Below are 20,793 nucleotides of genomic sequence, written 5' to 3' on the forward strand. Positions count from 1 at the left end.
ACACCAAATTTGTCATAGCCGGAAACGGTTTGGTTGTCAGTTGTACCATACAAAGCTTCGAGCCTTTGCGCTTCACGCTGGTACAGCAAGCTTGTATCACGCTGCAGGCCACCGTAAATCAGCTCAAATGCGTTCCACTGAATCGGCAGTTTGTCACGATAGCTGTATTCAGCACCCAGCGACCAGCCACCAGGGGTTGTAGTGTTGATACTCACGCCATAGAGATCAATGCCTTCCGGATACTCTATGAAGTAGCTCGGGAACCTGCCGCCATTGGCCGCATCGCTTGTCTGGCCACTGATGTATGGCAGACGACTGTTGTATTTAATGTAGTAAAAGCCCAGCTCTGAGTCGTTAAGCTCCGGGACATACCAGCGCATCGCGACACCAAACTGATCTTTTGACCCCGCTTCCTGGTCAGCTAAGCGCGGCGCCACAAATCCCTGAGCATATGCCTGAGAGTCTGGTAACTGGCCAGCCAGCAGAACGGGACCACACCCGTCAGCAACAAAGTCATTAGTAGAGAAGAAAGTACCGCAGTCATCGATGCGGATTTTTTCCCAGTCGGTCTGAACAAAGGTTTCAATGGTGATATTTTCAGTCACACCGGCTGACATATAGAACATTTCTACCGGCAGCAGTGCATCTTTCAGTTCAGCACCCGGGGCACGGAAAGCCGGAATATCTACCGGGTTGATGGTGTTAATACCCCCCTGGATGAAGGTACTCTCCCCCCAGGAAACCACTTGTTTACCGTAACGCAGACTGACGGGCACATTGCCGAAATACCAGTCTGAGAATATGTAAGCATCAAGAATTTCACCGCCGGAGGCGTTATCTTTGCCATCAGGGCTCAGAGACCGACGCTGACCGACGGCATCAGTGGCACGGTCTTCATCTTTGAGTTCAAAGTCATACCAGTAGCGACCACGCACAAGGCCACCCACACGGGTTAAAAAATCACTGTCGACAGAAAAGTCGATGAAAAGCTCGCTGTTGCCTTTTACTACTTTGGAGTAGGTATCACCCTTTTCAAAGTTCAGGTTACCGTCATCGTAGTTGTTTGTAGATGCACCCTGCTGAGTGAACGCGTAGCTTGGGCCAAGGTTACCCTGAGCGATAAGGCGCTGATCCGGATCCTGCACCCGCCAGCCCACACCGGCTGAAAGCGTAGTATTAAACTGGGCTTGCCCGGCGTCCCCCAGGGCAAACGAAACAGCAAAAGCCGGGCTGGATACACCTGCGGCGATGGCGACGGCAAGTGGTAATTTTGCCAAACGCTGCCAGGGTTGAGTTTTTCTTGTCATTGGAAGGCTACTCCGTTGTTGTTCTGAGTCGCTGCTCGATTATTCTATTGTTTGGTATTCTTCGGCCATAAGTACACTGCCGTGATGCTAGCACTATAGCTAAGGCCATTGGCTGCTTTGATCAGTCAAAAGTATGATTTTGCTATCACTCTTTGTTAGCCGGCGTTCTCGCACCCCATCACTATAGACAAGATTCGACGTTGCAACCACTTTGAGGCGGGTGGTTTGTGGCCATCAGATCAGAAGAATCCGGGAGGGAAATTCGAAGTAAACAAACAGCGCCCGGACGACTTGCTTTCGGTCCGGGCACAATGATGAACAAATACTCGTTAAATCATCTCGATGGCCATGGCAGTGGCTTCGCCGCCACCAATACACAGCGCAGCTACACCTTTCTTTTTACCGTAACGCTGCAGGGCATACATCAGAGTAACCAACAGACGGGATCCGGTTGACCCTACAGGGTGGCCCTGAGCGCACGCACCACCGTGGACGTTCACTTTGTCAGCATCCAGACCCAACTCGATGATGGGCATCATGGCGACCATAGCGAAGGCTTCGTTGATTTCGTACAGGTCGACGTCGTCTTTACTCCAGCCAGCTTTCTCAAGCAGCTTTTCGATAGCTCCGACAGGTGCACAAGTGAACTCGCTCGGGTGCTGCGACTGAGTGCTGTGAGCAACGATTCTTGCCATCGGATTCAGGCCACGCTTTTCAGCTTCAGACTCACGCATCAGAACCAGTGCAGAAGCACCGTCAGAGATTGAGGACGCATTGGCTGCGGTCACTGTGCCGTCTTTTGCAAAGGCCGGGCGCAGGGTCGGAATTTTTTCGATGTTGGCCTTATGGGGCTGTTCATCATCTACAATGGTCACTTCACCTTTACGGGTTTTAATCGTAACCGGGATAATTTCATCTTTCAGCCAGCCTTCATCAATCGCTTTCTTGGCACGCTGTAGTGAAGTGATGGCGTATTCGTCCATAGCTTCGCGGGTATAACCTTTCTGATCAGCGACATCCTGGGCGAAAGCTCCCATCAGGCGACCGGTTTCAGCGTCTTCAAGGCCATCAAGGAACATGTGATCCTGAGGAGCTTGCCCGGCACCCATCCGGTAGCCCTGACGAACACCCGGCAGAATGTGAGGCGCGTTGGACATACTTTCCATACCACCAGCAACCATAATATCGTTCGTACCGGCTTTAATCAGGTCGTGAGCGAACATGGTAGCCTTCATGCCCGAGCCGCACAGTTTGTTAACGGTTGTGGCACCCGTGCTATCTGGCAGCCCGGCTTTACGCATGGCTTGACGCGCAGGGCCCTGTTTCAGGCCAGCAGGCAATACGTTGCCCATAATGACTTCCTGAACGTCAGCAGGCTGAAGGCCCGCGCGTTTTACCGCTTCAGCGATGGAGATAGCGCCCAGATCAGGCGCAGAAACCGGGGCAAGACAGCCCATAAATCCACCCATTGGCGTGCGCACACCACTAACAATAACGACGTTGTCTTGACTCATGTTGCGATCTCTCTGTTTTGGTTTCTTTCTGATATTTGATTATGACGCCTCGACCCATCAAGGCTTATGGGGCGTTTCCAGATATTCCTGTGATTGCATTTCCAGCAAGCGGGATTCAGTTCGCTCGAATTCAAAATTCAGGCTTCCACCGGAATAAAGCTCAGTAATGGGCACGGCAGCGGAGATGATGACTTTGACGTTCCGATCATAAAACTCATCAATCATGTTAATGAAACGGCGTGCCTGGTCATCTTTCTCTGCCCCCATTACAGGTACGTTACTGACGATGATGGCGTGAAATTGCCGGGCCATTTCGATGTAATCGTTCTGGCTCCTCGGACCATCACAAACATCCAGGAAATCAAACCAGACCACATCATCTGCGTGTGCCTGAGCCGGAATTTTACGCCCGTTGATCTCCATGGATTTACTGTGTTTTCCCGCTTCAAGTGCCAAAGCCTCAAAACTGTTGCGGAGGCTTCGGTCAGCATTTTCACCCAACGGGAAGTGGTAAAGCTCAGCCTGCTCAAGGGTGCGTAAACGATAATCTACGCCGCCATCTACGTTAACAACGTCGGTGTATTTTTTTACCAGCTCGATAGCCGGGAGGAAGCGGGCTCGCTGAAGCCCGTCTTTATAGAGTCCGTCCGGGACGATATTCGATGTACACACCAACGTGACACCACGGCTGAACAAGCCTTCCATAAGGGTGGCCAGAATCATGGCGTCACCGATATCAGAGACGAAAAATTCGTCGAAGCAGATTACTCGCGTTTCGTCGGCGAAGGTTTTGGCAACCACTTCTAATGGATTTTTCTTGCCTTTCAGCTTTTTCAGCTCATTGTGAACGCGCTGCATAAAACGATGGAAGTGCACTCGCATCTTGCGTTCGAACGGCAATGATTCGAAAAAGGTATCCATTAAATAGGTTTTTCCGCGCCCGACACCACCCCAGAAGTACAACCCCTTTATGGGTTCTTCTTTGCCTTTTTTGAGCTTGCGACGCAGTTTGAACAGGCCTTTATCTCGCTCCCTTTCAGCTTCTGCCAGTTTGTCGTACAGTGCTTGTAGGCGGCGAACAGCATCTTCCTGAGCCGGGTCCTTATGAAAATCCGGGCGTTCAAGATCCTTCTGGTAACGCTGCCAAGGAGTCAAGTTCGCAACAGCTTCGGTGGACACGGCTTCTGTCATCAGGGTTTTCCTGCCATCTGGTGGGTTTTCGAGGCGCGGTATTGTCGCTCATTTCACGCTTTTTGGCCACGCCACTAAGGTCATGGAGCAATACGACGATTGGCGCAGTGTTTCATCATGGGCGTCTGTGGTTCAGGGAGTTATACTCCTTGAATGAGTTTTAGCTCACTCGCATGTACTAAAAGGACGATTGTTATATGACGAACCTGATTCTGGCGGCAGCTGCCGCGCTGGTAGTTGGCATTATCATCGGGGTTCTGGTTGGCCGTTCTGGCCAGGGCGGCTCACTGCGCCAGCGTAGGGCTGAGCAAAAGATTGATGAGTTGCGAGGCGAATTCACACGCTACCAGGTTCAGGTTAATGAGCACTTTATTGAGTCTGCCCATTTGATGGAGCGATTCAATGATGCCTACCGTGATGTGAACCAGCATATGGCACGGGGGGCGAATCGCCTTTGCAATGATGAAGAATGGCCAGAGGCATTAAGCCAGGAATCATCCGGCCGTCTTGAGCACTCTGAAAGCGATTCATCTGAGCCGCCACGGGATTATGCGCCGAAGGCTGACCCTGAGGAGAAGGGTACACTGGCTGAGGATTTCGGGCTGCCTAAGGGTGAGAAACGGCCTGTTTGATATGCGTTAAGCACTTTTATAGTCTGCCACTACACCGGGTTATCACAGTCAATGAACTGGTGCTTTAATCCGAATTCTTTCGCCACAGCCTCGCCCAGTGTTTTCGCACCATAACGCTCTGTGGCGTGGTGACCGGCGGCGTAGTAGTGGATACCAGATTCCCGGGCTGTGTGAGTGGTTGGTTCGGAGATTTCGCCACTGATGTAGGCATCAACGCCTAGTTCAAGCGCTTTAGTGATAAATCCTTGTGCCCCGCCAGTGCACCAGGCGATGGTTTTGATCAGGTCAGCGCCCTCGCCTACATGGAGTGGCTGTCGGTTTAGTGCAGCTCCGATATGTTGACCAAAAGCTTCGGGAGTTGTCGGCTCGGCCAGTTCGCCTTGCCAGACCAGTCCGCCTGCCGGACGTGGGTTTTGGACCCCCAGCACGTTTGCCAATTGGCGATTGTTGCCGTATTCAGGGTGGTCGTCCAGTGGCAAGTGGTAGGCGACCAGATTAATGTCGTGGTCGAGGAGTTGTTTAATGCGGCGTTTTTTCATTCCGCAGATGGTCTGGTCTTCGCCTTTCCAGAAGTAGCCATGGTGCACGAGAATCATGTCGGCGTTTTGTTCAACAGCAGCGTCAATCAGAGCCTGGGAAGCGGTTACTCCGGAGATAATCGTTCGAATCTCTTCTTTGCCTTCAACCTGCAGGCCATTCGGGGCGTAGTCCTGAAAGGTTTCGGGCTGGAGCCATTCGTTTATTTTCTCCAGAATCTGACTTCGGTTTGCCATATTGTCTACCTCTGTTCTTCAGACTGTCCGGACCGGACGGCGCTTCGGTCAAACGTCAAAACAATTCAGAGAAAGTCTAAGCCCTTGATCAACGCGCTGTTTTGATCACTGGTGCCAATTGTGATTCGGAGAAACTCGCTGATCCGAGGTTTATTGAAATGGCGAATGATGATGCCCCGCTCTCTGAGTTTTGCCGCAATTTCTGCGCCTTCGTGATCAGGGTGGCGGGCAAATACGAAGTTGGCTTTTGATGGCAGCACTTCGAAACCGAGGCTTTCCAATCCTTTAGTAACCTTCTCACGCTCACGAATAACGCCATTACAGGAGTCTTCAAACCACTGCCGGTCTTCGAATGCGGCTACGGCACCGACCAGTGCCAAACGATCCAGCGGGTATGAGTTGAAGCTGTCTTTGACCCGGTTCAATGCTTCAATGAGTTCTGCGTTAGCGACAGCAAAACCTACTCGCAGACCGGCCAGAGAGCGAGCCTTGGACAGAGTCTGGCAGACGACCAGGTTTGGGTATTGGTTCACCAAACGGATAGCGGTTTCACCACCAAAGTCGATGTAAGCCTCATCTACGACCACGACGCTATCGAGGTTGGCTTCCAGGATTGCTTCTACGTGCTGCAGGCCCAAATAGCGCCCGGTGGGAGCGTTCGGGTTCGGGAAGATGACTCCGCCGTTGTCTCGTTTGTAGTCGTCCGGATTGATTTCAAAGTTTTCAGTCAGCGGAATAATATTGCTTTCAACTTTATACAAACCGCAATACACGGGATAAAAGCTGTAAGTAATATCCGGGAACAGAATTGGTTTATCCTGTTTCAGCAGGCCCTGGAAGATGTGAGCCAGTACTTCGTCGGACCCGTTGCCAACGAACACTTGATTCTCTTCTATGCCGAAATCAGTGTAGTAAGACGCGATGGCCTCTTTCAGAGCCAGGCCTTCCGGGTCCGGGTATAAACGAAGATTATCATTCAACTCCCTCTGAATAGCTTCGATCACCTTTGGAGATGGGCCATAAGGGTTCTCATTGGTGTTCAGTTTTACCAGATTTGCCATTTTGGGCTGCTCACCCGGCACATACGGCTGTAACTCACTGACCAGTGAACTCCAGTATTTACTCATGATTACTGCACTCCGGATTGGTGCGGGAGTCGGTTTGGTTGTTTTAATTCGGGCCGCAGCAGCGTTTGCTGCCGAAAAAATCGATCAGTCTTTAATACGATACTCGGCCGAGCGGGCATGAGCCGTCAGGCCTTCGCCCCGCGCCAACACGGAAGCCACACGCCCCATGCGATCTGCACCTTCAGGTGTAAAGCCGATCAGCGACGAACGCTTCTGGAAGTCATAAACGCCCAGGGGAGAACTAAACCTTGCGGTACCGCTAGTAGGCAACACGTGGTTCGGGCCAGCACAATAATCACCAAGAGCTTCTGCGGTATAGCGACCCATGAAGATCGCGCCAGCATGACGAATATCGTCCAGCATTGCCTGAGGGTCTTCTACCGACAGCTCCAGGTGCTCTGGAGCGATACGGTTAGAAACTTCAGCGGCCTCTTTAAGATCCGCCACCTTGATCAGCGCACCACGGCCTGTCATGGACGTGCGAATAATTTCTTCACGCTCCATCGTTGGCAGAAGCTTGTTGATACTTGCTTCTACAGCATTCAGGAACTCCCCGTCGGGGCTTACCAGAATGCTTTGTGCCTGCTCATCGTGTTCAGCCTGCGAGAACAAATCCATCGCGATCCAGTCGGGGTCGGTTTTACCGTCGCAGATCACCAGAATTTCAGACGGGCCGGCAATCATGTCAATTCCAACCACCCCAAACACTTCACGCTTGGCTGTCGCCACAAAAATATTACCCGGGCCCACAATCTTATCAACCGCTGGCACTGTTTCCGTACCATAAGCCAAAGCACCAACCGCCTGCGCACCACCAAGGGCAAACACCCGGTCTACGCCTGCAATGGCGGCAGCAGCCAAAACCATATCGTTCACCACACCATCCGGCGTCGGCACAACCATAATCAACTCGCCGACACCCGCTACTTTGGCAGGAATGGCGTTCATTAAAACTGAAGAAGGATATGCCGCCTTACCGCCTGGAACATACAAGCCAGCCCGGTCCAGGGGCGTTACCTTCTGCCCCAGAATCGTTCCGTCTTCGTCCTGGTACTGCCAGGATTTCTGATTCTGGCGCTCATGATAGTCACGAACCCGCTCCGCAGCTTTTTCAAGGGCTTCCCGCTGATCCTGAGGAATTTTAGCCAGAGCAGCCTGCAAACGATCCTGCCCCATCTCAAGCTCGGCCATAGAACTGACTTTCAGGCGATCAAACTTCTCCGTAAACTCCAGAACCGCCGCATCACCGCGGGTTTTCACTTCATGCAGGATATGCCGCACCGACTCATTCACCTGATGATCCACACTATCATCCCACGCCAACAGAGCGGCCAACGCTCTGTCAAAGTCGCCCTGGGTGGTGTTTAGCCTGGTGATCTTATCGGTCATAACTCAAATCCTGCATTGGATTGAAAACAAATGTTTTACTCGGAACGGCGACGATCCACAGCAGCCGCCATTTTCTCAATGATCGGATTAATCTGCCCATGCTTCATTTTCATAGACGCCCGATTCACCACCAACCGGGTGCTGATATGATCAATCAGCTCCCGGGCCTCAAGACCATTAGCCTTCAGAGTGTTACCGGTATCCACGATATCCACAATCTCATCCGCCAGATTCAGAATCGGCGCCAACTCCATCGCACCGTACAATTTAATGATATCTGCCTGCCGCCCCTGGGACGCGTAGTAACGCCGAGCCAGGTTAACGAACTTCGTTGCCACCCGAATACGGCCCACCGGCGGCTGCTCGCCTTTCTTACCCGCTGTCATTAACCGGCAACGGGCAATATTCAGATCCAGTGGTTCATATAAACCTTCCCCGCCATGCTCCATCAATACATCCTTGCCGGTTACGCCAAGATCAGCGCCACCATATTGAACGTAAGTCGGGACATCTGTTGCACGAATAATCAGAATTCGCACGCCTGGATCCGTTGTCGGGAACACCAGCTTGCGGGACTTTTTAACGTCGTCCACCAACTCAATGCCAGCTTCGGCAAGCAGCGGCAGAGTCTCTTCAAGGATTCGTCCCTTCGACAAGGCGATGGTGATGGAATCTGTCATGGGTCTTTCCGGGTTCCCGTTGATAATTGGTTAAGCAGGCAAACGGCGAATACTTCCGCCCAGCAGCTGCAGCTTTTCTTCAATACACTCATAACCGCGATCAATATGGTAAATACGGTCAACAATGGTATCGCCTTCCGCAACCAGGCCAGCAATCACAAGACTGGCCGATGCACGCAGATCCGTCGCCATAACCGGCGCTCCGGTCAGATGTTCCACACCCTTAATAATCGCTGCATTGCCTTCCAGAGTGATATCAGCACCCATGCGGATCAGTTCCTGCAGGTGCATGAAACGGTTTTCAAAAACTGTCTCTACAATCGTTCCAGTGCCTTCTGCCACCGCATTCATGGCCGCAAACTGGGCCTGCATGTCGGTTGGAAAAGCGGGGTAAGGCGCTGTACGAATGCTGACAGCTTTCGGGCGCTGGCCTTTCATATCGAGCTCAATCCAGTCCGGCCCGGTGGTAATGTGAGCGCCGGCTTCTTCTAGTTTGAGCAATACCGCATCCAACAAATCTGCACGGGTATCTTTCAGTTTCACCCTGCCGCCGGTTGCAGCAGCCGCAACCAGGTATGTGCCGGTCTCAATGCGGTCTGGCAATACGTTGTAATGACAACCGTGCAAGCGCTCAACACCATTAATTTCGATGGTCGCGGTACCATGGCCTTTAATATCAGCCCCCATTGCGATCAGGCACTCGGCCAGGTCAACAACTTCTGGTTCCCGGGCGGCATTTTCCAGAATGGTTTTGCCATCAGCCAGAGTCGCAGCCATCAACAGGTTTTCCGTACCAGTAACCGTTACGGTGTCCATGAAGATGTGCGCGCCCTTCAGACGGCCATTGGTTTTTGCCTTGATGTAACCGTTCTCAACTTTGATCTCTGCACCCATCAGCTCCAGGCCATGAATGTGCAGGTTGACCGGGCGGGTACCAATGGCACAACCGCCCGGCAGTGAGACTTCAGCCTCACCAAAATGAGCAACCAAAGGCCCCAGCACGAGAATAGAGGCTCGCATGGTTTTCACTAATTCATAAGGCGCGTGAAAGTGCTCAATCGTATTGGCGTGCACTTCCACGCTCATTTTTTCATCAATCAGCAGCTCGACACCCATGCGACCCAGGAGTTCGATCATGGTGGTGACGTCATTCAGGTGCGGCAGGTTGCCAACGGTGACAGGCTCATCTGCCAACAGCGTCGCCGCCAGTATGGGCAACGCTGCGTTCTTGGCACCGGAAATACGAATTTCGCCATCCAGAGGCTTGCGCCCCCTGATCAGAAGTTTATCCACAATTATAATCCTGTTCTGTTCAGGCGTTGGCCTGCCGCTCGGCCCACTCGCTCGGAGTGAATGCCTTCGGGTGAAGAGCGTGAATGGTGCCGTCCATAACGTGCTGAAACAGTACCTTGTTGATCATCTGCTGCCTTTTAATCGTGGGCAGGCCCTCAAACACGTCACCCACTGCAATAACCATGTAGTGGCTGCCATCAACTTGTACCTGAACCTCGCAATCGGGCAGGGCTGCTTTGACAAGCTCGGTAACCTGGGCGGCGTCCATAGGAATTCCTCAGCTGTATTAAAATCAGGAGCGGAATTGTAACCAATTCCCGGGCAGCGGTCAGCTATGAGCGGAAAATCCCGGAAGCTGGTCATCAAGATTGCTGAGCGCCGCCAAAGACCGCAGGCGTTCGTTAGCTCCTTTGAAAGAGATCGACAGCTGCTTTGATGACCCCAAACGGTACCAACACATCAGCATGGAAAGCACTACACTATGAGCGGTCAATAGCCCGGTAAGATCAACCGTCAACGAACCTTGCAGCCCGCTAATCAGCTTCTCGCCCTGATTGCGCAGTGCCACAACACTGTTTGCATCCACTTCGCCAGCCACGTTCAGCACATTGCCTTGCAGGGTAACAGTCGGGGATGAGTTACTCATGAGCGGTTAACATCTTCTTCCAGATTCAGGTTTTTCACCGAGTCACTCCAGCCATCAATAACGACCTGCACCTGGCCCCGATTCTCTTCCATTTCCTGCGCAAAGCGATCCCGGAAAGCCAAACCGATATTCACACCTTCAACAATTACGTTTTCCATCAACCAACGACCTTCGGCATTCTTATACATGGAATAAGTGACCGGATAACGATTGCCCGCCGCACTGACAACAACCAACTGCACCGAGGCTCGATTCTCGTTTTCGGGCATAATGACCGCTTCCAGTACGTCTATCTCAAAGTTATCAGCCGTGACCAAAGCTTTGGCGTAACTGTCGAACAAGCTGCGCTTGAATTTCACGACAAACTCATCCCTCTGCGCACGGGAAGTTTGTCGGGCGTAACGCCCCATTACTCTGGCCGCTATCCGTCGAAAGTCCACAAAATCAGTCAGCGCCTCCTCCATGCTGGTATAGAAGGCTTCCGGATCTTCTTCGTAGAGCCCCTTTTCCGCGTGCAACTTCTGAACGAGCTTCTGGGTATTTTCATCCACAAACCGCTTCAGGTCGTCCTCACCTCCGGCCCAGACTTGTCCGGCCACCAGTGTCAGCACGGCAAAAACAGTAAAAATTCGTTGTTTCAAACCAAACATGTTGTTCTCCAGTACAACATCAGCGGCCAGAGGCAAAATTGCTGATCAGCCTTTCCAGATTCATAGCAGACTGCGTGGAATAAAAGGTGTCGCCCGCATTTAACGATTCCATATCGCCACCAACGGATATATCAATGTACTGTTCTCCCAGCAGTCCGGATGTACGTATAACTGCAGCGCTGTCTGCCGGAATGTTATCGACATCAGCATGAATAGACATCGCAACTCTTGCCTGAAAGGTATCCTTGTCCAGACTGATAGACTCAATCGAACCAACGGTAACACCCGCCATAGAAACCTTCCCCCGAGGGGTCAGACCACCGGTGTCATTGAAATTAGCATAAACGGTGTATGTAGCCGTCGCCGCTTTTGGTGACAGCCCGCTTACCTGTAAAGCCAGGAACAGCAAAGCTGCCAGCCCGGCAATCATAAAAAGACCTACGACTATTTCAGTTGTTCTCTGCGCCATAACAGGCTCCCTGAATCCTTGGTTAAAAATCGCCAAACATGACGGCGGTCAGCACAAAATCGAGACCGAGAACCGCCAGTGATGAGTAAACAACGGTCTTGGTTGTCGCGGAACTGATACCTGCCGATGTCGGCACACAGTCATAGCCTTGATATACCGCTATCCAGGCACAGACAAACCCGAAGACCACGCTTTTAATAAAGCCGTTCATCACATCGTCTATGAAGTCGACTGAAGACTGCATGTTGCCCCAAAAAGAACCTTCAAATACGCCCAGCCATTCAACACCAACCAGCATCCCTCCCCAGATACCTACGACAGAAAAAATCATCGCCAATATCGGCATCGCAATAAAGCCAGCCCAGAGACGAGGCGCAATAACCCGCCGCAATGGATCGACACCCATCATCTCCATACTGGACAACTGTTCTGTCGCTTTCATCAAACCAATTTCCGCCGTCAGTGCCGACCCCGCGCGGCCGGCAAACAGCAAGGCCGCCACCACTGGCCCCAACTCCCTCACCAGCGTTAACGAGATCATCTGACCAATAGCGGCCTCCGAACCGTAATCACTGAGAATGGTGTACCCCTGTAATGCCAGGACCATGCCAATAAACAAACCAGAAACAACAACGATCGCCAGCGAAAGCACGCCCACGGTATAAAGCTGCCTGACCAACAGCGGAAAGCCGGTTGCCGGCTTCGGCACCCCGGCAAGCACGCCCACTAAAAACTGGGTTGCACGACCCAGCGAACCCACCACTTCCAGACTACTGCGCCCCAATCCAGCAACGCGATCCATCATAACAAAGCTCCCTTGATGCCAAAGTCAGTGGCGGGATCACTGGCCGGATAGTGAAACGGCACAGGACCATCAGGCTGACCGCTCAGGAACTGCCGGACAAGCTCCGAAGGATGGTTTCGCAACTCATCCGGCGTACCTGCGCCAATCACTTTGCCATCGGCAATAATACAGGCGTAATGACAAATGCTCAGAGATTCCGGCACGTCATGAGAAACCAGTACGCTGGTCAGCCCCATGGAGCTGTTCAGATCCCTGATCAGCTTCACCAGTACACCCATCGCGATCGGGTCTTGCCCGGCAAAGGGTTCGTCGTACATGATCAATTCCGGATCCAAGGCAATGCTTCGGGCCAGCGCAACACGACGTGTCATGCCGCCAGAAAGTTCTGAGGGCATCAGATTGCGAGCGCCACGCAGACCTACAGCCTCCAGTTTCATCAAAACGATATCCCGGATCATGTCTTCCGGCAGAGAGGTGTGTACTCGCAATGGAAAAGCCACATTCTCGAAGACGCTGATATCGGTAAACAGCGCACCACTCTGAAAGAGCATGCCCATTTTTTCACGCAACTGGTACAAATCCTTGCGTTTGAGCTTCGGAACCTCATGGCCAGCAACCATTACCTGACCAGAGTCAGGCTTGAGCTGACCACCGATAACCCGAAGCAATGTCGTCTTACCCGTACCACTAGGCCCCATAATGGCAGTGATCTTACCCTCGGGAATATCCAGGGTAATGCCATCAAAAATGCGCCGCCCGGAACGGGAAAACACCACATCCTTTAACGTTATGTATGCAGATGACTCCATAATCCATCCTTTTCGCGGAGCGCCTACATTATGATAAGCGTCGCCTGAGCTCAATCTCGGCTTATTAAAATGTCCTGATCACAACGTTCAGATTCCCTGAACATTGGCAGCCCTACCGGATATCAATGATATACTTCCTGCCATAGTCATCCGACCCCCTAACAGGGCCGGGTTCACAGACCGACCGAGCAAAAGCCAGCCGCGATGACAGATTCAAACACTTCCAGCGCCCCGGATTACCATAATTCAGCTATTCGGGCCATCCGGATTGAACGTGAAGCAATCGAAGCACTCGAACACCGTATCAACGGGGATTTCACCCGCGCCTGCGACATCATCATGGCCTGCAAAGGCCGGGTAGTCGTCACTGGCATGGGCAAGTCCGGCCATATCGGAAACAAGATTGCTGCAACCCTGGCGAGCACTGGCACGCCATCGTTCTTTGTTCATCCGGGCGAAGCCAGTCACGGGGACCTGGGAATGATCACACCCCAGGATGTTGTTATCGCCATATCCAATAGCGGCAGCACCAGCGAAGTGGTGACCATTCTACCTTTAATCAAGCGTATGGGCGCCCCCCTGATCAGCCTGACCGGAAATCCGGACTCCATACTGGCAAAAGAAGCTGAAGCTAATCTGGACGTAAGCGTTGCCATCGAGGCATGCCCGCTTGGGCTGGCGCCCACGTCCAGCACTACAGCCACACTGGTTATGGGCGACGCGCTGGCAGTGGCTTTGCTGGAAGCTCGCGGATTCAGCGCCGAAGATTTCGCGTTCTCCCATCCGGGAGGTCGGCTGGGCCGGCGTTTACTGCTACGGGTTTCAGACATCATGCACACTGGTGATCAGGTCCCCCGCGTACCTGAAACGACCACACTGAGCGGCGCTCTTCTGGAAATAACCCGCAAGGGGCTAGGCATGACCACCGTAGTGAATGCCGCAGGCGAACTGACGGGCATTTTCACAGATGGCGACCTGCGCAGAACTCTGGACAAATCCGTTGATGTACACACAACCACCATCAATCAGATCATGACTCGCAACGGCAAAACCATTCAGTCTGACCAGCTGGCCGCAGAAGCACTCAATATCATGGAAGAACTGAAAATCAACGCACTACCGGTTACCGACGGCAATGGCAATCTGGTTGGGGCCATCAACATGCACGACCTGTTACGAGCGGGAGTTATCTGATGACCGGATATACTCCGCCGATCAGTCCGGACTGGAGCGATGAACTGCGCGTCAAAGCGGCTGCCATCAAACTCGCCGCCTTTGACGTTGACGGCATCATGAGCGACGGCAAACTGTACTTCAGCGCCAACGGTGATGAACTGAAAACTTTCAACATTCTTGATGGCTTAGGGCTGAAGCAACTGATGAACGCTGGCATTACCGTGGCGGTCATTACCGGCAGACGCTCTCCCCTGACAGAAAAGCGCATGAAGGACCTGGGTATAAACCATCTCATGCAAGGCAGGGAAGATAAACGAACTGCCCTGCAGGAACTCGTGGCTGATATGGATATATCGCCTGCACAGATCGCCTACATGGGCGACGATCTGCCAGACCTTCCAGCCTTGCAATTCGCTGGCCTTGGCATCACTGTTCCCAACGGGTACTGGCTGGTAAAACAGCATGCCGACTATTGCACAACGGTTGCTGGTGGAAATGGCGCTGTCAGAGAAGCCTGCGACTTGCTCCTGTGGTCTCAGAACAAACTCCGGGAAACACTCACGCCATACATGGGTGCCAGTTCATGATAGCCCGCCTGTTCAGCCCTGGAAAAGGGAAAGCCTGGGCCAGAATGCTGGCACTCGGAATCACACTGGCAGCGACTATGTTTCTGATGTGGCAAAGTGACGAACCGCCAGGCGCCCGGGACGATGCTGCAGATTTGCGCGGCCCCGCTGAACCCGACGGGTTCATTGTGCAAGCGGATTACCGTACCTGGGATGCACAAGGCAACCTCAAAATCCGGATGACCAGCCCAAGAATTGAGCAATTTGAAAGTAGCAATACAGCCACAATGGAACGGCCCCGCGCCATACTTCAGGGCGAAGGCGATCCGGCGCCATGGATAATTGAGGCCGATGAAGGTAGCCTTCTGCAAGGCGATGAGCTGGTCAACCTGAAAGGTAATGTTGTGATCAACCGCCAGCTGCAAGGCGATGAAACGACACTTACAACCCAGGAACTCACTCTGAACAACACTGAGCGCACCGTGTACACAGACCGACCTGTGACCATTTCTGAACCACACGGAACCACTCAGGCGACAGGCATGAAAGCCTGGATAGACGACCGCATTCTGGAACTCAATTCCCAAGTGGAAGGGCATTATGAACCCATCAGGTAATCGACTTTTTTTCCCGCTGATGATGGCCGCGACACTTCTGGCCGGCCCTGCATCCGCCTTCAATCTGGACTCGGACACCCCCATAAAGGTAAGTGCCGATTCTGCCCGTATTGATGACAGCGCAGGCACCGCCATTTATTCCGGTGATGTTGAGCTGACCCAGGGAGAAGTGCAGCTGAACGCTGAGCGGGTTGTCCTGTACCGTAATCCACAAGGGCTGAGCCGCATAGAAGCCAGCGGCACTCCCGCTCACTACCGCCAGCCCGCTCAGGATGGCAGCGGGGTCACCAACGCCAGAGCCCTGAACATCACCTGGTCAGCCAGAGATAACCAGCTCACGTTTGAGCGGCAAGCGCTGATCGAACAAGGGGGCAATACGTTTCGCGGCGACGTGATTCACTACAATACCGTGAACCGGGTTGTCACCGCTGAAGGTGGCAACTCATCCGGGGAAGGTTCCGGCCGCGTCGAAATGGTGATTCAGCCTCGAAGTTCAGGTCAATAACGGGAAGCGTTCTGATGGCAGTTCTCAGGGCCAGCAATCTGGCCAAAAGTTACAAACAGAAAAAAGTGGTTCTGGATGTATCACTGGAGATCCGCTCAGGCGAGATCGTCGGGTTACTAGGCCCCAACGGGGCAGGCAAAACCACGTGTTTCTACATGATTGTTGGACTGGTTCCGGCGGATCACGGCCGAATTACTATCGACAACCACGACATCACCCCCCTGCCCATGCACGGACGAGCAAGGAAGGGGATTGGCTACCTGCCCCAGGAGGCATCGGTATTCCGTAAGCTGACCGTTCGAGACAACATCATGGCTATCCTGGAAACCCGCAAAGCACTTTCCAGGGCAGACCGCGAAGCCAAGATGGAAGAACTGCTCGAAGAGTTCCACATCACCCACATCCGCGATAGCGTTGGCATGGCGCTATCCGGTGGCGAGCGCCGCCGGGTCGAGATCGCCCGGGCGCTGGCCATGGAGCCGGCTTTCATCCTTCTGGACGAACCATTTGCCGGCGTAGATCCCATCTCTGTCAGCGACATCAAGCACATCATCCGGCACCTTCGCGACAAAGGCATTGGAGTGCTCATCACGGATCACAACGTACGAGAGACACTGGATATTTGTGAAAACGCCTACATCGTTTCCGGAGGCCATATCATTGCCTCGGGCAACGCCGAGGCAATTCTGGCAAATCAACAAGTCAAGGAAGTTTACCTGGGCAATGAATTCCACCTCTAGCCCGTAAACCACGGGCCAGATTGTTTTGCTGAACGCTAGCAAGTAAACTCGGCAGAGAACTTGCTTAGATTATTGCCCTTGCGGCGCAAGTTACCAGCACACAACATTTTTTTATACGCAAGCAACAGTTTTACCGGGATGCAGGCACGTTATGGATTTTGAGCCATGGTTATGAAAGCTTCATTACAGCTTAAAATGGGCCAAAGCCTGACCATGACCCCCCAGTTGCAGCAAGCCATTCGGCTGCTGCAACTTTCCACACTGGACCTTCAACAGGAAATCCAGCAGGCACTGGAATCCAACCCAATGCTGGAGACATCCGAAGATGACGACCAGCTCGGCCCGGCAGAACCCGAAGGTAACGACCACGACATCCAGAATGATGATGCAGGGTCCTCACAGGACGATATCCCATCGGACCTGTCTGCCTCAGACTGGGATGAATCAGAAACCGCTCCCGACTGGTCTGCAGAAGATCAGACGCCTGACAACATTCCCGAAGACCTCCCGGTTGATACGGCCTGGGAAGACATCTATCAATCGGCGCCAGCACCGGTTAGCCGGGGCGACGACGAGAATGATTCTGACTTTGAAACCCGCAATTCCCCCAGTGAAACACTGCAGGATCATCTGGAGTGGCAACTGAACCTGACCCCCCTGAACGAACGGGATCAGGCCATTGCCCATGCATTGCTGGACGCAGTCGATGAACGCGGGTATCTGACATCATCCGTCGAAGAGATTCACGCCGGCCTGTTCGAAGAGTCGGAAGACGATCCTTTGGAGCTGGATGAAGTCCAGGCGGTACTCCACCGCCTGCAACATTTTGATCCACCCGGAGTATTCGCCCGCGATTTGCAAGACTGCCTGCTGATCCAACTGAATCAGCTGCCGCCGGAAACTCCATGGTTACGGCAAGCGAGACTGGTCGTTACCCAGTTCCTGCACTTGCTCGGCAATCGCGACTACGCTCAGCTCCTTCGCCGCAGCCGGTTGAAAGAAGACCAGCTGAAAGAAGTGCTGGCGCTGATCACAAGCCTGACCCCCCGGCCTGGCGATGCCATAGACTCCTCAGAACCAGACTATGTCATTCCTGATGTCATCGTGCGCAAACACGAGGGCCGGTGGCGAGTCGAGCTAAACCCCGAGATTGCACCACGGATACGCGTTAACACCAGCTACGCTTCGCTCATCCGAAGAGCTGACAGCAGTGCTGACAACACCTACATGCGCGACCAATTGCAAGAAGCCAAATGGTTTATCAAAAGCCTGCAAAGCCGAAACGAAACCCTGCTGAAGGTAGCCACCCGCATTGTTGAATATCAGCAGGCCTTTCTGGATCATGGCGATGAAGCCATGAAACCGCTGATTCTTTCGGACATTGCCCAGGCTGTGGATATGCATGAGTCCACCATCTCTCGGGTAACCACGCAAAAATACATGCATACACCCCGGGGCATATTCGAGCTGAAGTACTTTTTTTCCAGCCATGTCAGTACGGCAGAGGGTGGAGAATGTTCCTCCACAGCGATTCGTGCGATGATCAAAAAACTGATTGCAGATGAAACGCCCAAAAAGCCGTTGAGCGATAGCAAAATTGCAGCCATGCTAGGAGAACAGGGAATCAACGTAGCCCGGCGCACTGTGGCAAAATACAGGGAGGCCATGCAGATACCTCCCTCAAACGAACGAAAACGATTGGTTTAAGCTTTCACCAGTACAAGAGGTACTGGCATTCAGCCCGGCCACAAGGCCGGCTCGATAACAACAGGAGAAGCCTATGCAACTCAACATTTCAGGCCATCATGTAGAACTGACTCCCGCGCTGAAAGAGTATGTAACCACCAAGTTTGATAAGCTTGAGCGCCACTTCGACCAGATCAGTAACTGTCAGGTGACGCTGGAAATTGAGAAAGTTCGCCAGACGGCCGAAGCTACCCTGCACGTGAGTGGTGGTGAGCTTCACGCAAAGGCTGAAAACGAGGACATGTACGCAGCTATTGATGCGTTGGTGGACAAGCTGGACCGTCAGATCCTCAAATATAAAGAAAAGACAGTAGACCGGATGCACGGTAACAGTTAACGCTCTCTACTCAGAGTGAAACCAAACCGAGCGTTTCAATAAGACGTGCTGCGGCAGGCAAAACCGGCCGCAGCCTTTTTTTTACGGAAATGAAGTCGATCTATGAGCGATCCATCCCTGACTATCGACAACATTCTGGCTCCGGAACTTACGCTGTGCCGTTTTACGGCCTCAAGCAAAAAGCGTGTACTGGAGTTTATCGCTGAACACATTCATCTTCAGGATGAGACTCTGAGCGATACAGATATCTTTAACAATCTGGTTTCCCGCGAACGACTGGGCAGTACCGGCATTGGAGAAGGCATCGCCATTCCCCACTGCCGCCTGGAAGGACTGGACAGAGTAATTGGCGTATTGATGACGCTGGCAGAGCCCGTTGACTTCGATGCCATCGACAACCAGCCTGTAGACATTGTCTTCGCTCTGGTCGTTCCTAAGGAAGCCACCAGCGAACACCTGGAACTGCTAAGCCAACTTGCCGAAAAGTTTAACGAACATTCATTTTGTGAGCGCTTGCGCCAGTGCGAGGATGCCGACACTCTCTACCAGGCCATGACCACCAGCCGCCACTGACGTTATTGATGCCTAAGGCATAGTATGGGAGGAATTCAGTCATGAAGCTGATCATCGTCAGCGGTCGCTCTGGATCAGGCAAAAGTACCGCTTTACACGTACTGGAAGACCAGGGGTTCTACTGCATAGACAACCTTCCCATTGGTCTGCTTTTCCCGCTCACCCAAGAGGCCACTTCTCAGGAAGCGCCAAACCGTCTGCGAAAAATGGCCGTCAGTATTGATGCCCGCAATCTGTCCGGTGAACTCGCTAATTTCGAAACAATCTACCATCAGCTAAAAGGCACCCAGGTCGAAGTCGAAATCATTTTTCTCGACGCCGATGAACAGTCCCTTTTACAACGCTTCCATGCGACCCGGCGCAAACACCCACTGAGCGATGACAAGACCTCGCTGCGCGAAGCCATTTCCAATGAAAAACTGCTGCTGGAGCCACTGTCGAAACTGGCCGACCTTTACGTGAATACTACAGGCCTTTCCATGTATGAATTGCGCGACATGGTCAAACAAAGGGTGGTGGGCCGGAAAGACCAGGAACTGGCACTGCTTGTCCAGTCCTTCGGCTTCAAACATGGTGTCCCGGTCGATTCCGATTATGTTTTTGATGTGCGCTGTTTGCCCAATCCCTATTGGGACAGCAGCCTTAGAAAATACACAGGCCAGGACCAACCGGTTATCGAGTTTCTGGAGCGGGAGCCCCTGACCAGGCAGATGATAGACCACATCGTCAGATTCCTGGAGACCTGGCTGCCTTCGTTTGCCGACAGCAACCGCAGCTACATGACTATTTCAGTGGGGTGCACCGGTGGCCAGCACCGCTCTGTGTATGTATCCGAACAGCTGAAAAAACACTTTCTGGAAAAATACCGAAACGTCCAGGTTCGCCACTCGGAACTGCCGCACCTGCAAGCCCGGGGGGAGATCTGATTCGTCATGATCTGCCGCTCTATTACCATCATCAACAAACTGGGCCTGCATGCCAGAGCTACTGCCAAGCTGGTGGCCACTGCCTCTGCCTACGAATCCCAAATATGGGTTTGTGGTAAAGGCCGCAAGGTAGATGCCAAAAACATTATGCAAGTCATGATGCTTGCCGCTAATCAGGGCACTACGGTGGAACTCATCGCAGATGGTTCGGACGAGCAACAGGCTATCGACGCACTGGTTACCCTCATCGAAGATTATTTTGGTGAAGGGGGATAATTCTTCGTTATTCACCTACAACTCTTCCTCACCTGAACAACCTAAC

Annotated in this window: 25 protein-coding genes; 11 read left to right on the plus strand and 14 right to left on the minus strand. The window is 52.8% G+C overall.

The window, feature by feature from the left end:
* From ABYA77_RS02065 to zapE, 3 genes are all read right to left on the minus strand, one after another.
* Positions 1 to 1,307 (minus strand): DUF1302 domain-containing protein (locus ABYA77_RS02065; RefSeq protein ID WP_372964276.1); only part of this gene is annotated, 1,307 nt, incomplete at its 3' end.
* 329 nt (positions 1,308 to 1,636) lie between these two features.
* Complete coding sequence (locus ABYA77_RS02070) at positions 1,637 to 2,821, minus strand: acetyl-CoA C-acyltransferase (RefSeq protein ID WP_372964277.1); 1,185 nt, start codon at positions 2,819 to 2,821, stop codon at positions 1,637 to 1,639.
* Between the two features lie 57 nt (positions 2,822 to 2,878).
* Positions 2,879 to 3,976: a cell division protein ZapE gene (gene zapE, locus ABYA77_RS02075; protein WP_372964401.1), complete on the minus strand. Its 1,098-nt coding sequence runs from the start codon at positions 3,974 to 3,976 to the stop codon at positions 2,879 to 2,881.
* Positions 3,977 to 4,209: 233 nt separating this feature from the next.
* Here zapE and ABYA77_RS02080 point away from each other — a divergent pair, with 233 nt between their 5' ends.
* On the plus strand, positions 4,210 to 4,644 hold the full coding sequence (locus tag ABYA77_RS02080) for a YhcB family protein (protein WP_372964278.1): 435 nt from the start codon (positions 4,210 to 4,212) through the stop codon (positions 4,642 to 4,644).
* Positions 4,645 to 4,673: 29 nt separating this feature from the next.
* Here ABYA77_RS02080 and ABYA77_RS02085 read toward each other — a convergent pair whose 3' ends face one another.
* The 11 genes from ABYA77_RS02085 to ABYA77_RS02135 form a co-directional block, all read right to left on the minus strand.
* Entirely contained in the window at positions 4,674 to 5,417 is a 744-nt protein-coding gene (locus tag ABYA77_RS02085) for a Nif3-like dinuclear metal center hexameric protein (protein ID WP_372964279.1), read from the minus strand.
* Between the two features lie 65 nt (positions 5,418 to 5,482).
* A complete protein-coding gene (hisC, locus tag ABYA77_RS02090; RefSeq protein ID WP_372964280.1) occupies positions 5,483 to 6,544 on the minus strand; it encodes a histidinol-phosphate transaminase in 1,062 nt (353 codons plus the stop codon).
* An 84-nt stretch (positions 6,545 to 6,628) separates the two neighbouring features.
* On the minus strand, positions 6,629 to 7,933 hold the full coding sequence (hisD, locus tag ABYA77_RS02095) for a histidinol dehydrogenase (protein ID WP_372964281.1): 1,305 nt from the start codon (positions 7,931 to 7,933) through the stop codon (positions 6,629 to 6,631).
* Between the two features lie 35 nt (positions 7,934 to 7,968).
* On the minus strand, positions 7,969 to 8,613 hold the full coding sequence (gene hisG / locus ABYA77_RS02100; protein ID WP_372964282.1) for an ATP phosphoribosyltransferase: 645 nt from the start codon (positions 8,611 to 8,613) through the stop codon (positions 7,969 to 7,971).
* A gap of 30 nt (positions 8,614 to 8,643) precedes the next feature.
* A complete protein-coding gene (gene murA / locus ABYA77_RS02105; protein ID WP_372964283.1) occupies positions 8,644 to 9,906 on the minus strand; it encodes a UDP-N-acetylglucosamine 1-carboxyvinyltransferase in 1,263 nt (420 codons plus the stop codon).
* Positions 9,907 to 9,925: 19 nt separating this feature from the next.
* Positions 9,926 to 10,174 carry a BolA family protein gene (locus ABYA77_RS02110; protein WP_372964284.1) on the minus strand — a complete coding sequence of 83 codons (249 nt, stop codon included), beginning with the start codon at positions 10,172 to 10,174 and terminating at the stop codon, positions 9,926 to 9,928.
* A gap of 60 nt (positions 10,175 to 10,234) precedes the next feature.
* The gene (locus ABYA77_RS02115; protein WP_372964285.1) at positions 10,235 to 10,552 is read right to left on the minus strand and encodes a lipid asymmetry maintenance protein MlaB; all 318 of its coding nucleotides are present in this window, start codon (positions 10,550 to 10,552) and stop codon (positions 10,235 to 10,237) included.
* Entirely contained in the window at positions 10,549 to 11,202 is a 654-nt protein-coding gene (locus ABYA77_RS02120; protein ID WP_372964286.1) for a phospholipid-binding protein MlaC, read from the minus strand. Before ABYA77_RS02120 ends, ABYA77_RS02115 begins: the two co-directional genes overlap by 4 nt.
* A 19-nt stretch (positions 11,203 to 11,221) precedes the next feature.
* Positions 11,222 to 11,671, minus strand: coding sequence for an outer membrane lipid asymmetry maintenance protein MlaD (gene mlaD, locus ABYA77_RS02125; RefSeq protein WP_372964287.1), 450 nt, complete (start codon positions 11,669 to 11,671; stop codon positions 11,222 to 11,224).
* A gap of 22 nt (positions 11,672 to 11,693) precedes the next feature.
* Positions 11,694 to 12,476 carry a lipid asymmetry maintenance ABC transporter permease subunit MlaE gene (gene mlaE / locus ABYA77_RS02130; RefSeq protein WP_372964288.1) on the minus strand — a complete coding sequence of 261 codons (783 nt, stop codon included), beginning with the start codon at positions 12,474 to 12,476 and terminating at the stop codon, positions 11,694 to 11,696.
* A complete protein-coding gene (locus tag ABYA77_RS02135) occupies positions 12,473 to 13,285 on the minus strand; it encodes an ATP-binding cassette domain-containing protein (RefSeq protein WP_372964289.1) in 813 nt (270 codons plus the stop codon). Before ABYA77_RS02135 ends, mlaE begins: the two co-directional genes overlap by 4 nt.
* A gap of 204 nt (positions 13,286 to 13,489) precedes the next feature.
* On the opposite strand from ABYA77_RS02135, the gene ABYA77_RS02140 reads away from it, so the two are divergent.
* The 10 genes from ABYA77_RS02140 to ABYA77_RS02185 all read left to right on the plus strand — a co-directional run bounded on the left by ABYA77_RS02140 (position 13,490) and on the right by ABYA77_RS02185 (position 20,747).
* On the plus strand, positions 13,490 to 14,479 hold the full coding sequence (locus ABYA77_RS02140) for a KpsF/GutQ family sugar-phosphate isomerase (RefSeq protein WP_372964290.1): 990 nt from the start codon (positions 13,490 to 13,492) through the stop codon (positions 14,477 to 14,479).
* Positions 14,479 to 15,048, plus strand: coding sequence for a KdsC family phosphatase (locus ABYA77_RS02145; RefSeq protein WP_372964291.1), 570 nt, complete (start codon positions 14,479 to 14,481; stop codon positions 15,046 to 15,048). Before ABYA77_RS02140 ends, ABYA77_RS02145 begins: the two co-directional genes overlap by 1 nt.
* On the plus strand, positions 15,045 to 15,644 hold the full coding sequence (gene lptC, locus ABYA77_RS02150; protein WP_372964292.1) for an LPS export ABC transporter periplasmic protein LptC: 600 nt from the start codon (positions 15,045 to 15,047) through the stop codon (positions 15,642 to 15,644). Before ABYA77_RS02145 ends, lptC begins: the two co-directional genes overlap by 4 nt.
* The gene (gene lptA / locus ABYA77_RS02155; protein ID WP_372964293.1) at positions 15,628 to 16,149 is read left to right on the plus strand and encodes a lipopolysaccharide transport periplasmic protein LptA; all 522 of its coding nucleotides are present in this window, start codon (positions 15,628 to 15,630) and stop codon (positions 16,147 to 16,149) included. The genes lptC and lptA overlap by 17 nt, the downstream gene beginning before the upstream one ends.
* A 14-nt stretch (positions 16,150 to 16,163) precedes the next feature.
* Positions 16,164 to 16,889: an LPS export ABC transporter ATP-binding protein gene (gene lptB, locus ABYA77_RS02160; RefSeq protein WP_372964294.1), complete on the plus strand. Its 726-nt coding sequence runs from the start codon at positions 16,164 to 16,166 to the stop codon at positions 16,887 to 16,889.
* Positions 16,890 to 17,060: 171 nt separating this feature from the next.
* Positions 17,061 to 18,596, plus strand: coding sequence for an RNA polymerase factor sigma-54 (locus ABYA77_RS02165; RefSeq protein WP_372964295.1), 1,536 nt, complete (start codon positions 17,061 to 17,063; stop codon positions 18,594 to 18,596).
* A gap of 73 nt (positions 18,597 to 18,669) precedes the next feature.
* The gene (gene hpf / locus ABYA77_RS02170) at positions 18,670 to 18,972 is read left to right on the plus strand and encodes a ribosome hibernation promoting factor (RefSeq protein ID WP_372964296.1); all 303 of its coding nucleotides are present in this window, start codon (positions 18,670 to 18,672) and stop codon (positions 18,970 to 18,972) included.
* A gap of 102 nt (positions 18,973 to 19,074) precedes the next feature.
* A complete protein-coding gene (gene ptsN, locus ABYA77_RS02175) occupies positions 19,075 to 19,545 on the plus strand; it encodes a PTS IIA-like nitrogen regulatory protein PtsN (protein WP_372964297.1) in 471 nt (156 codons plus the stop codon).
* Positions 19,546 to 19,586: 41 nt separating this feature from the next.
* Positions 19,587 to 20,471 carry an RNase adapter RapZ gene (rapZ, locus tag ABYA77_RS02180; RefSeq protein ID WP_372964298.1) on the plus strand — a complete coding sequence of 295 codons (885 nt, stop codon included), beginning with the start codon at positions 19,587 to 19,589 and terminating at the stop codon, positions 20,469 to 20,471.
* Positions 20,472 to 20,477: 6 nt separating this feature from the next.
* A complete protein-coding gene (locus ABYA77_RS02185) occupies positions 20,478 to 20,747 on the plus strand; it encodes an HPr family phosphocarrier protein (protein WP_372964299.1) in 270 nt (89 codons plus the stop codon).
* Positions 20,748 to 20,793: the final 46 nt, after the last annotated feature.

Origin of the sequence: Marinobacter sp., from assembly GCF_041595835.1 — a bacterium.
Lineage (GTDB): Bacteria > Pseudomonadota > Gammaproteobacteria > Pseudomonadales > Oleiphilaceae > Marinobacter.

Coding starts and splice junctions, on each gene's coding strand:
- hisG (WP_372964282.1), bottom strand. CDS start 8,613: ATGACAGATTCCATCACCATCGCCTTGTCGAAGGGACGAATCCTTGAA.
- ABYA77_RS02185 (WP_372964299.1), top strand. CDS start 20,478: ATGATCTGCCGCTCTATTACCATCATCAACAAACTGGGCCTGCATGCC.
- ABYA77_RS02115 (WP_372964285.1), bottom strand. CDS start 10,552: ATGAGTAACTCATCCCCGACTGTTACCCTGCAAGGCAATGTGCTGAAC.
- mlaE (WP_372964288.1), bottom strand. CDS start 12,476: ATGATGGATCGCGTTGCTGGATTGGGGCGCAGTAGTCTGGAAGTGGTG.
- lptC (WP_372964292.1), top strand. CDS start 15,045: ATGATAGCCCGCCTGTTCAGCCCTGGAAAAGGGAAAGCCTGGGCCAGA.
- ABYA77_RS02140 (WP_372964290.1), top strand. CDS start 13,490: ATGACAGATTCAAACACTTCCAGCGCCCCGGATTACCATAATTCAGCT.
- lptB (WP_372964294.1), top strand. CDS start 16,164: ATGGCAGTTCTCAGGGCCAGCAATCTGGCCAAAAGTTACAAACAGAAA.
- ABYA77_RS02070 (WP_372964277.1), bottom strand. CDS start 2,821: ATGAGTCAAGACAACGTCGTTATTGTTAGTGGTGTGCGCACGCCAATG.
- lptA (WP_372964293.1), top strand. CDS start 15,628: ATGAACCCATCAGGTAATCGACTTTTTTTCCCGCTGATGATGGCCGCG.
- ABYA77_RS02120 (WP_372964286.1), bottom strand. CDS start 11,202: ATGTTTGGTTTGAAACAACGAATTTTTACTGTTTTTGCCGTGCTGACA.
- hisC (WP_372964280.1), bottom strand. CDS start 6,544: ATGAGTAAATACTGGAGTTCACTGGTCAGTGAGTTACAGCCGTATGTG.
- ABYA77_RS02135 (WP_372964289.1), bottom strand. CDS start 13,285: ATGGAGTCATCTGCATACATAACGTTAAAGGATGTGGTGTTTTCCCGT.
- ABYA77_RS02165 (WP_372964295.1), top strand. CDS start 17,061: ATGAAAGCTTCATTACAGCTTAAAATGGGCCAAAGCCTGACCATGACC.
- ABYA77_RS02110 (WP_372964284.1), bottom strand. CDS start 10,174: ATGGACGCCGCCCAGGTTACCGAGCTTGTCAAAGCAGCCCTGCCCGAT.
- ABYA77_RS02080 (WP_372964278.1), top strand. CDS start 4,210: ATGACGAACCTGATTCTGGCGGCAGCTGCCGCGCTGGTAGTTGGCATT.
- hisD (WP_372964281.1), bottom strand. CDS start 7,933: ATGACCGATAAGATCACCAGGCTAAACACCACCCAGGGCGACTTTGAC.
- ABYA77_RS02145 (WP_372964291.1), top strand. CDS start 14,479: ATGACCGGATATACTCCGCCGATCAGTCCGGACTGGAGCGATGAACTG.
- ABYA77_RS02085 (WP_372964279.1), bottom strand. CDS start 5,417: ATGGCAAACCGAAGTCAGATTCTGGAGAAAATAAACGAATGGCTCCAG.
- mlaD (WP_372964287.1), bottom strand. CDS start 11,671: ATGGCGCAGAGAACAACTGAAATAGTCGTAGGTCTTTTTATGATTGCC.
- ptsN (WP_372964297.1), top strand. CDS start 19,075: ATGAGCGATCCATCCCTGACTATCGACAACATTCTGGCTCCGGAACTT.
- rapZ (WP_372964298.1), top strand. CDS start 19,587: ATGAAGCTGATCATCGTCAGCGGTCGCTCTGGATCAGGCAAAAGTACC.
- hpf (WP_372964296.1), top strand. CDS start 18,670: ATGCAACTCAACATTTCAGGCCATCATGTAGAACTGACTCCCGCGCTG.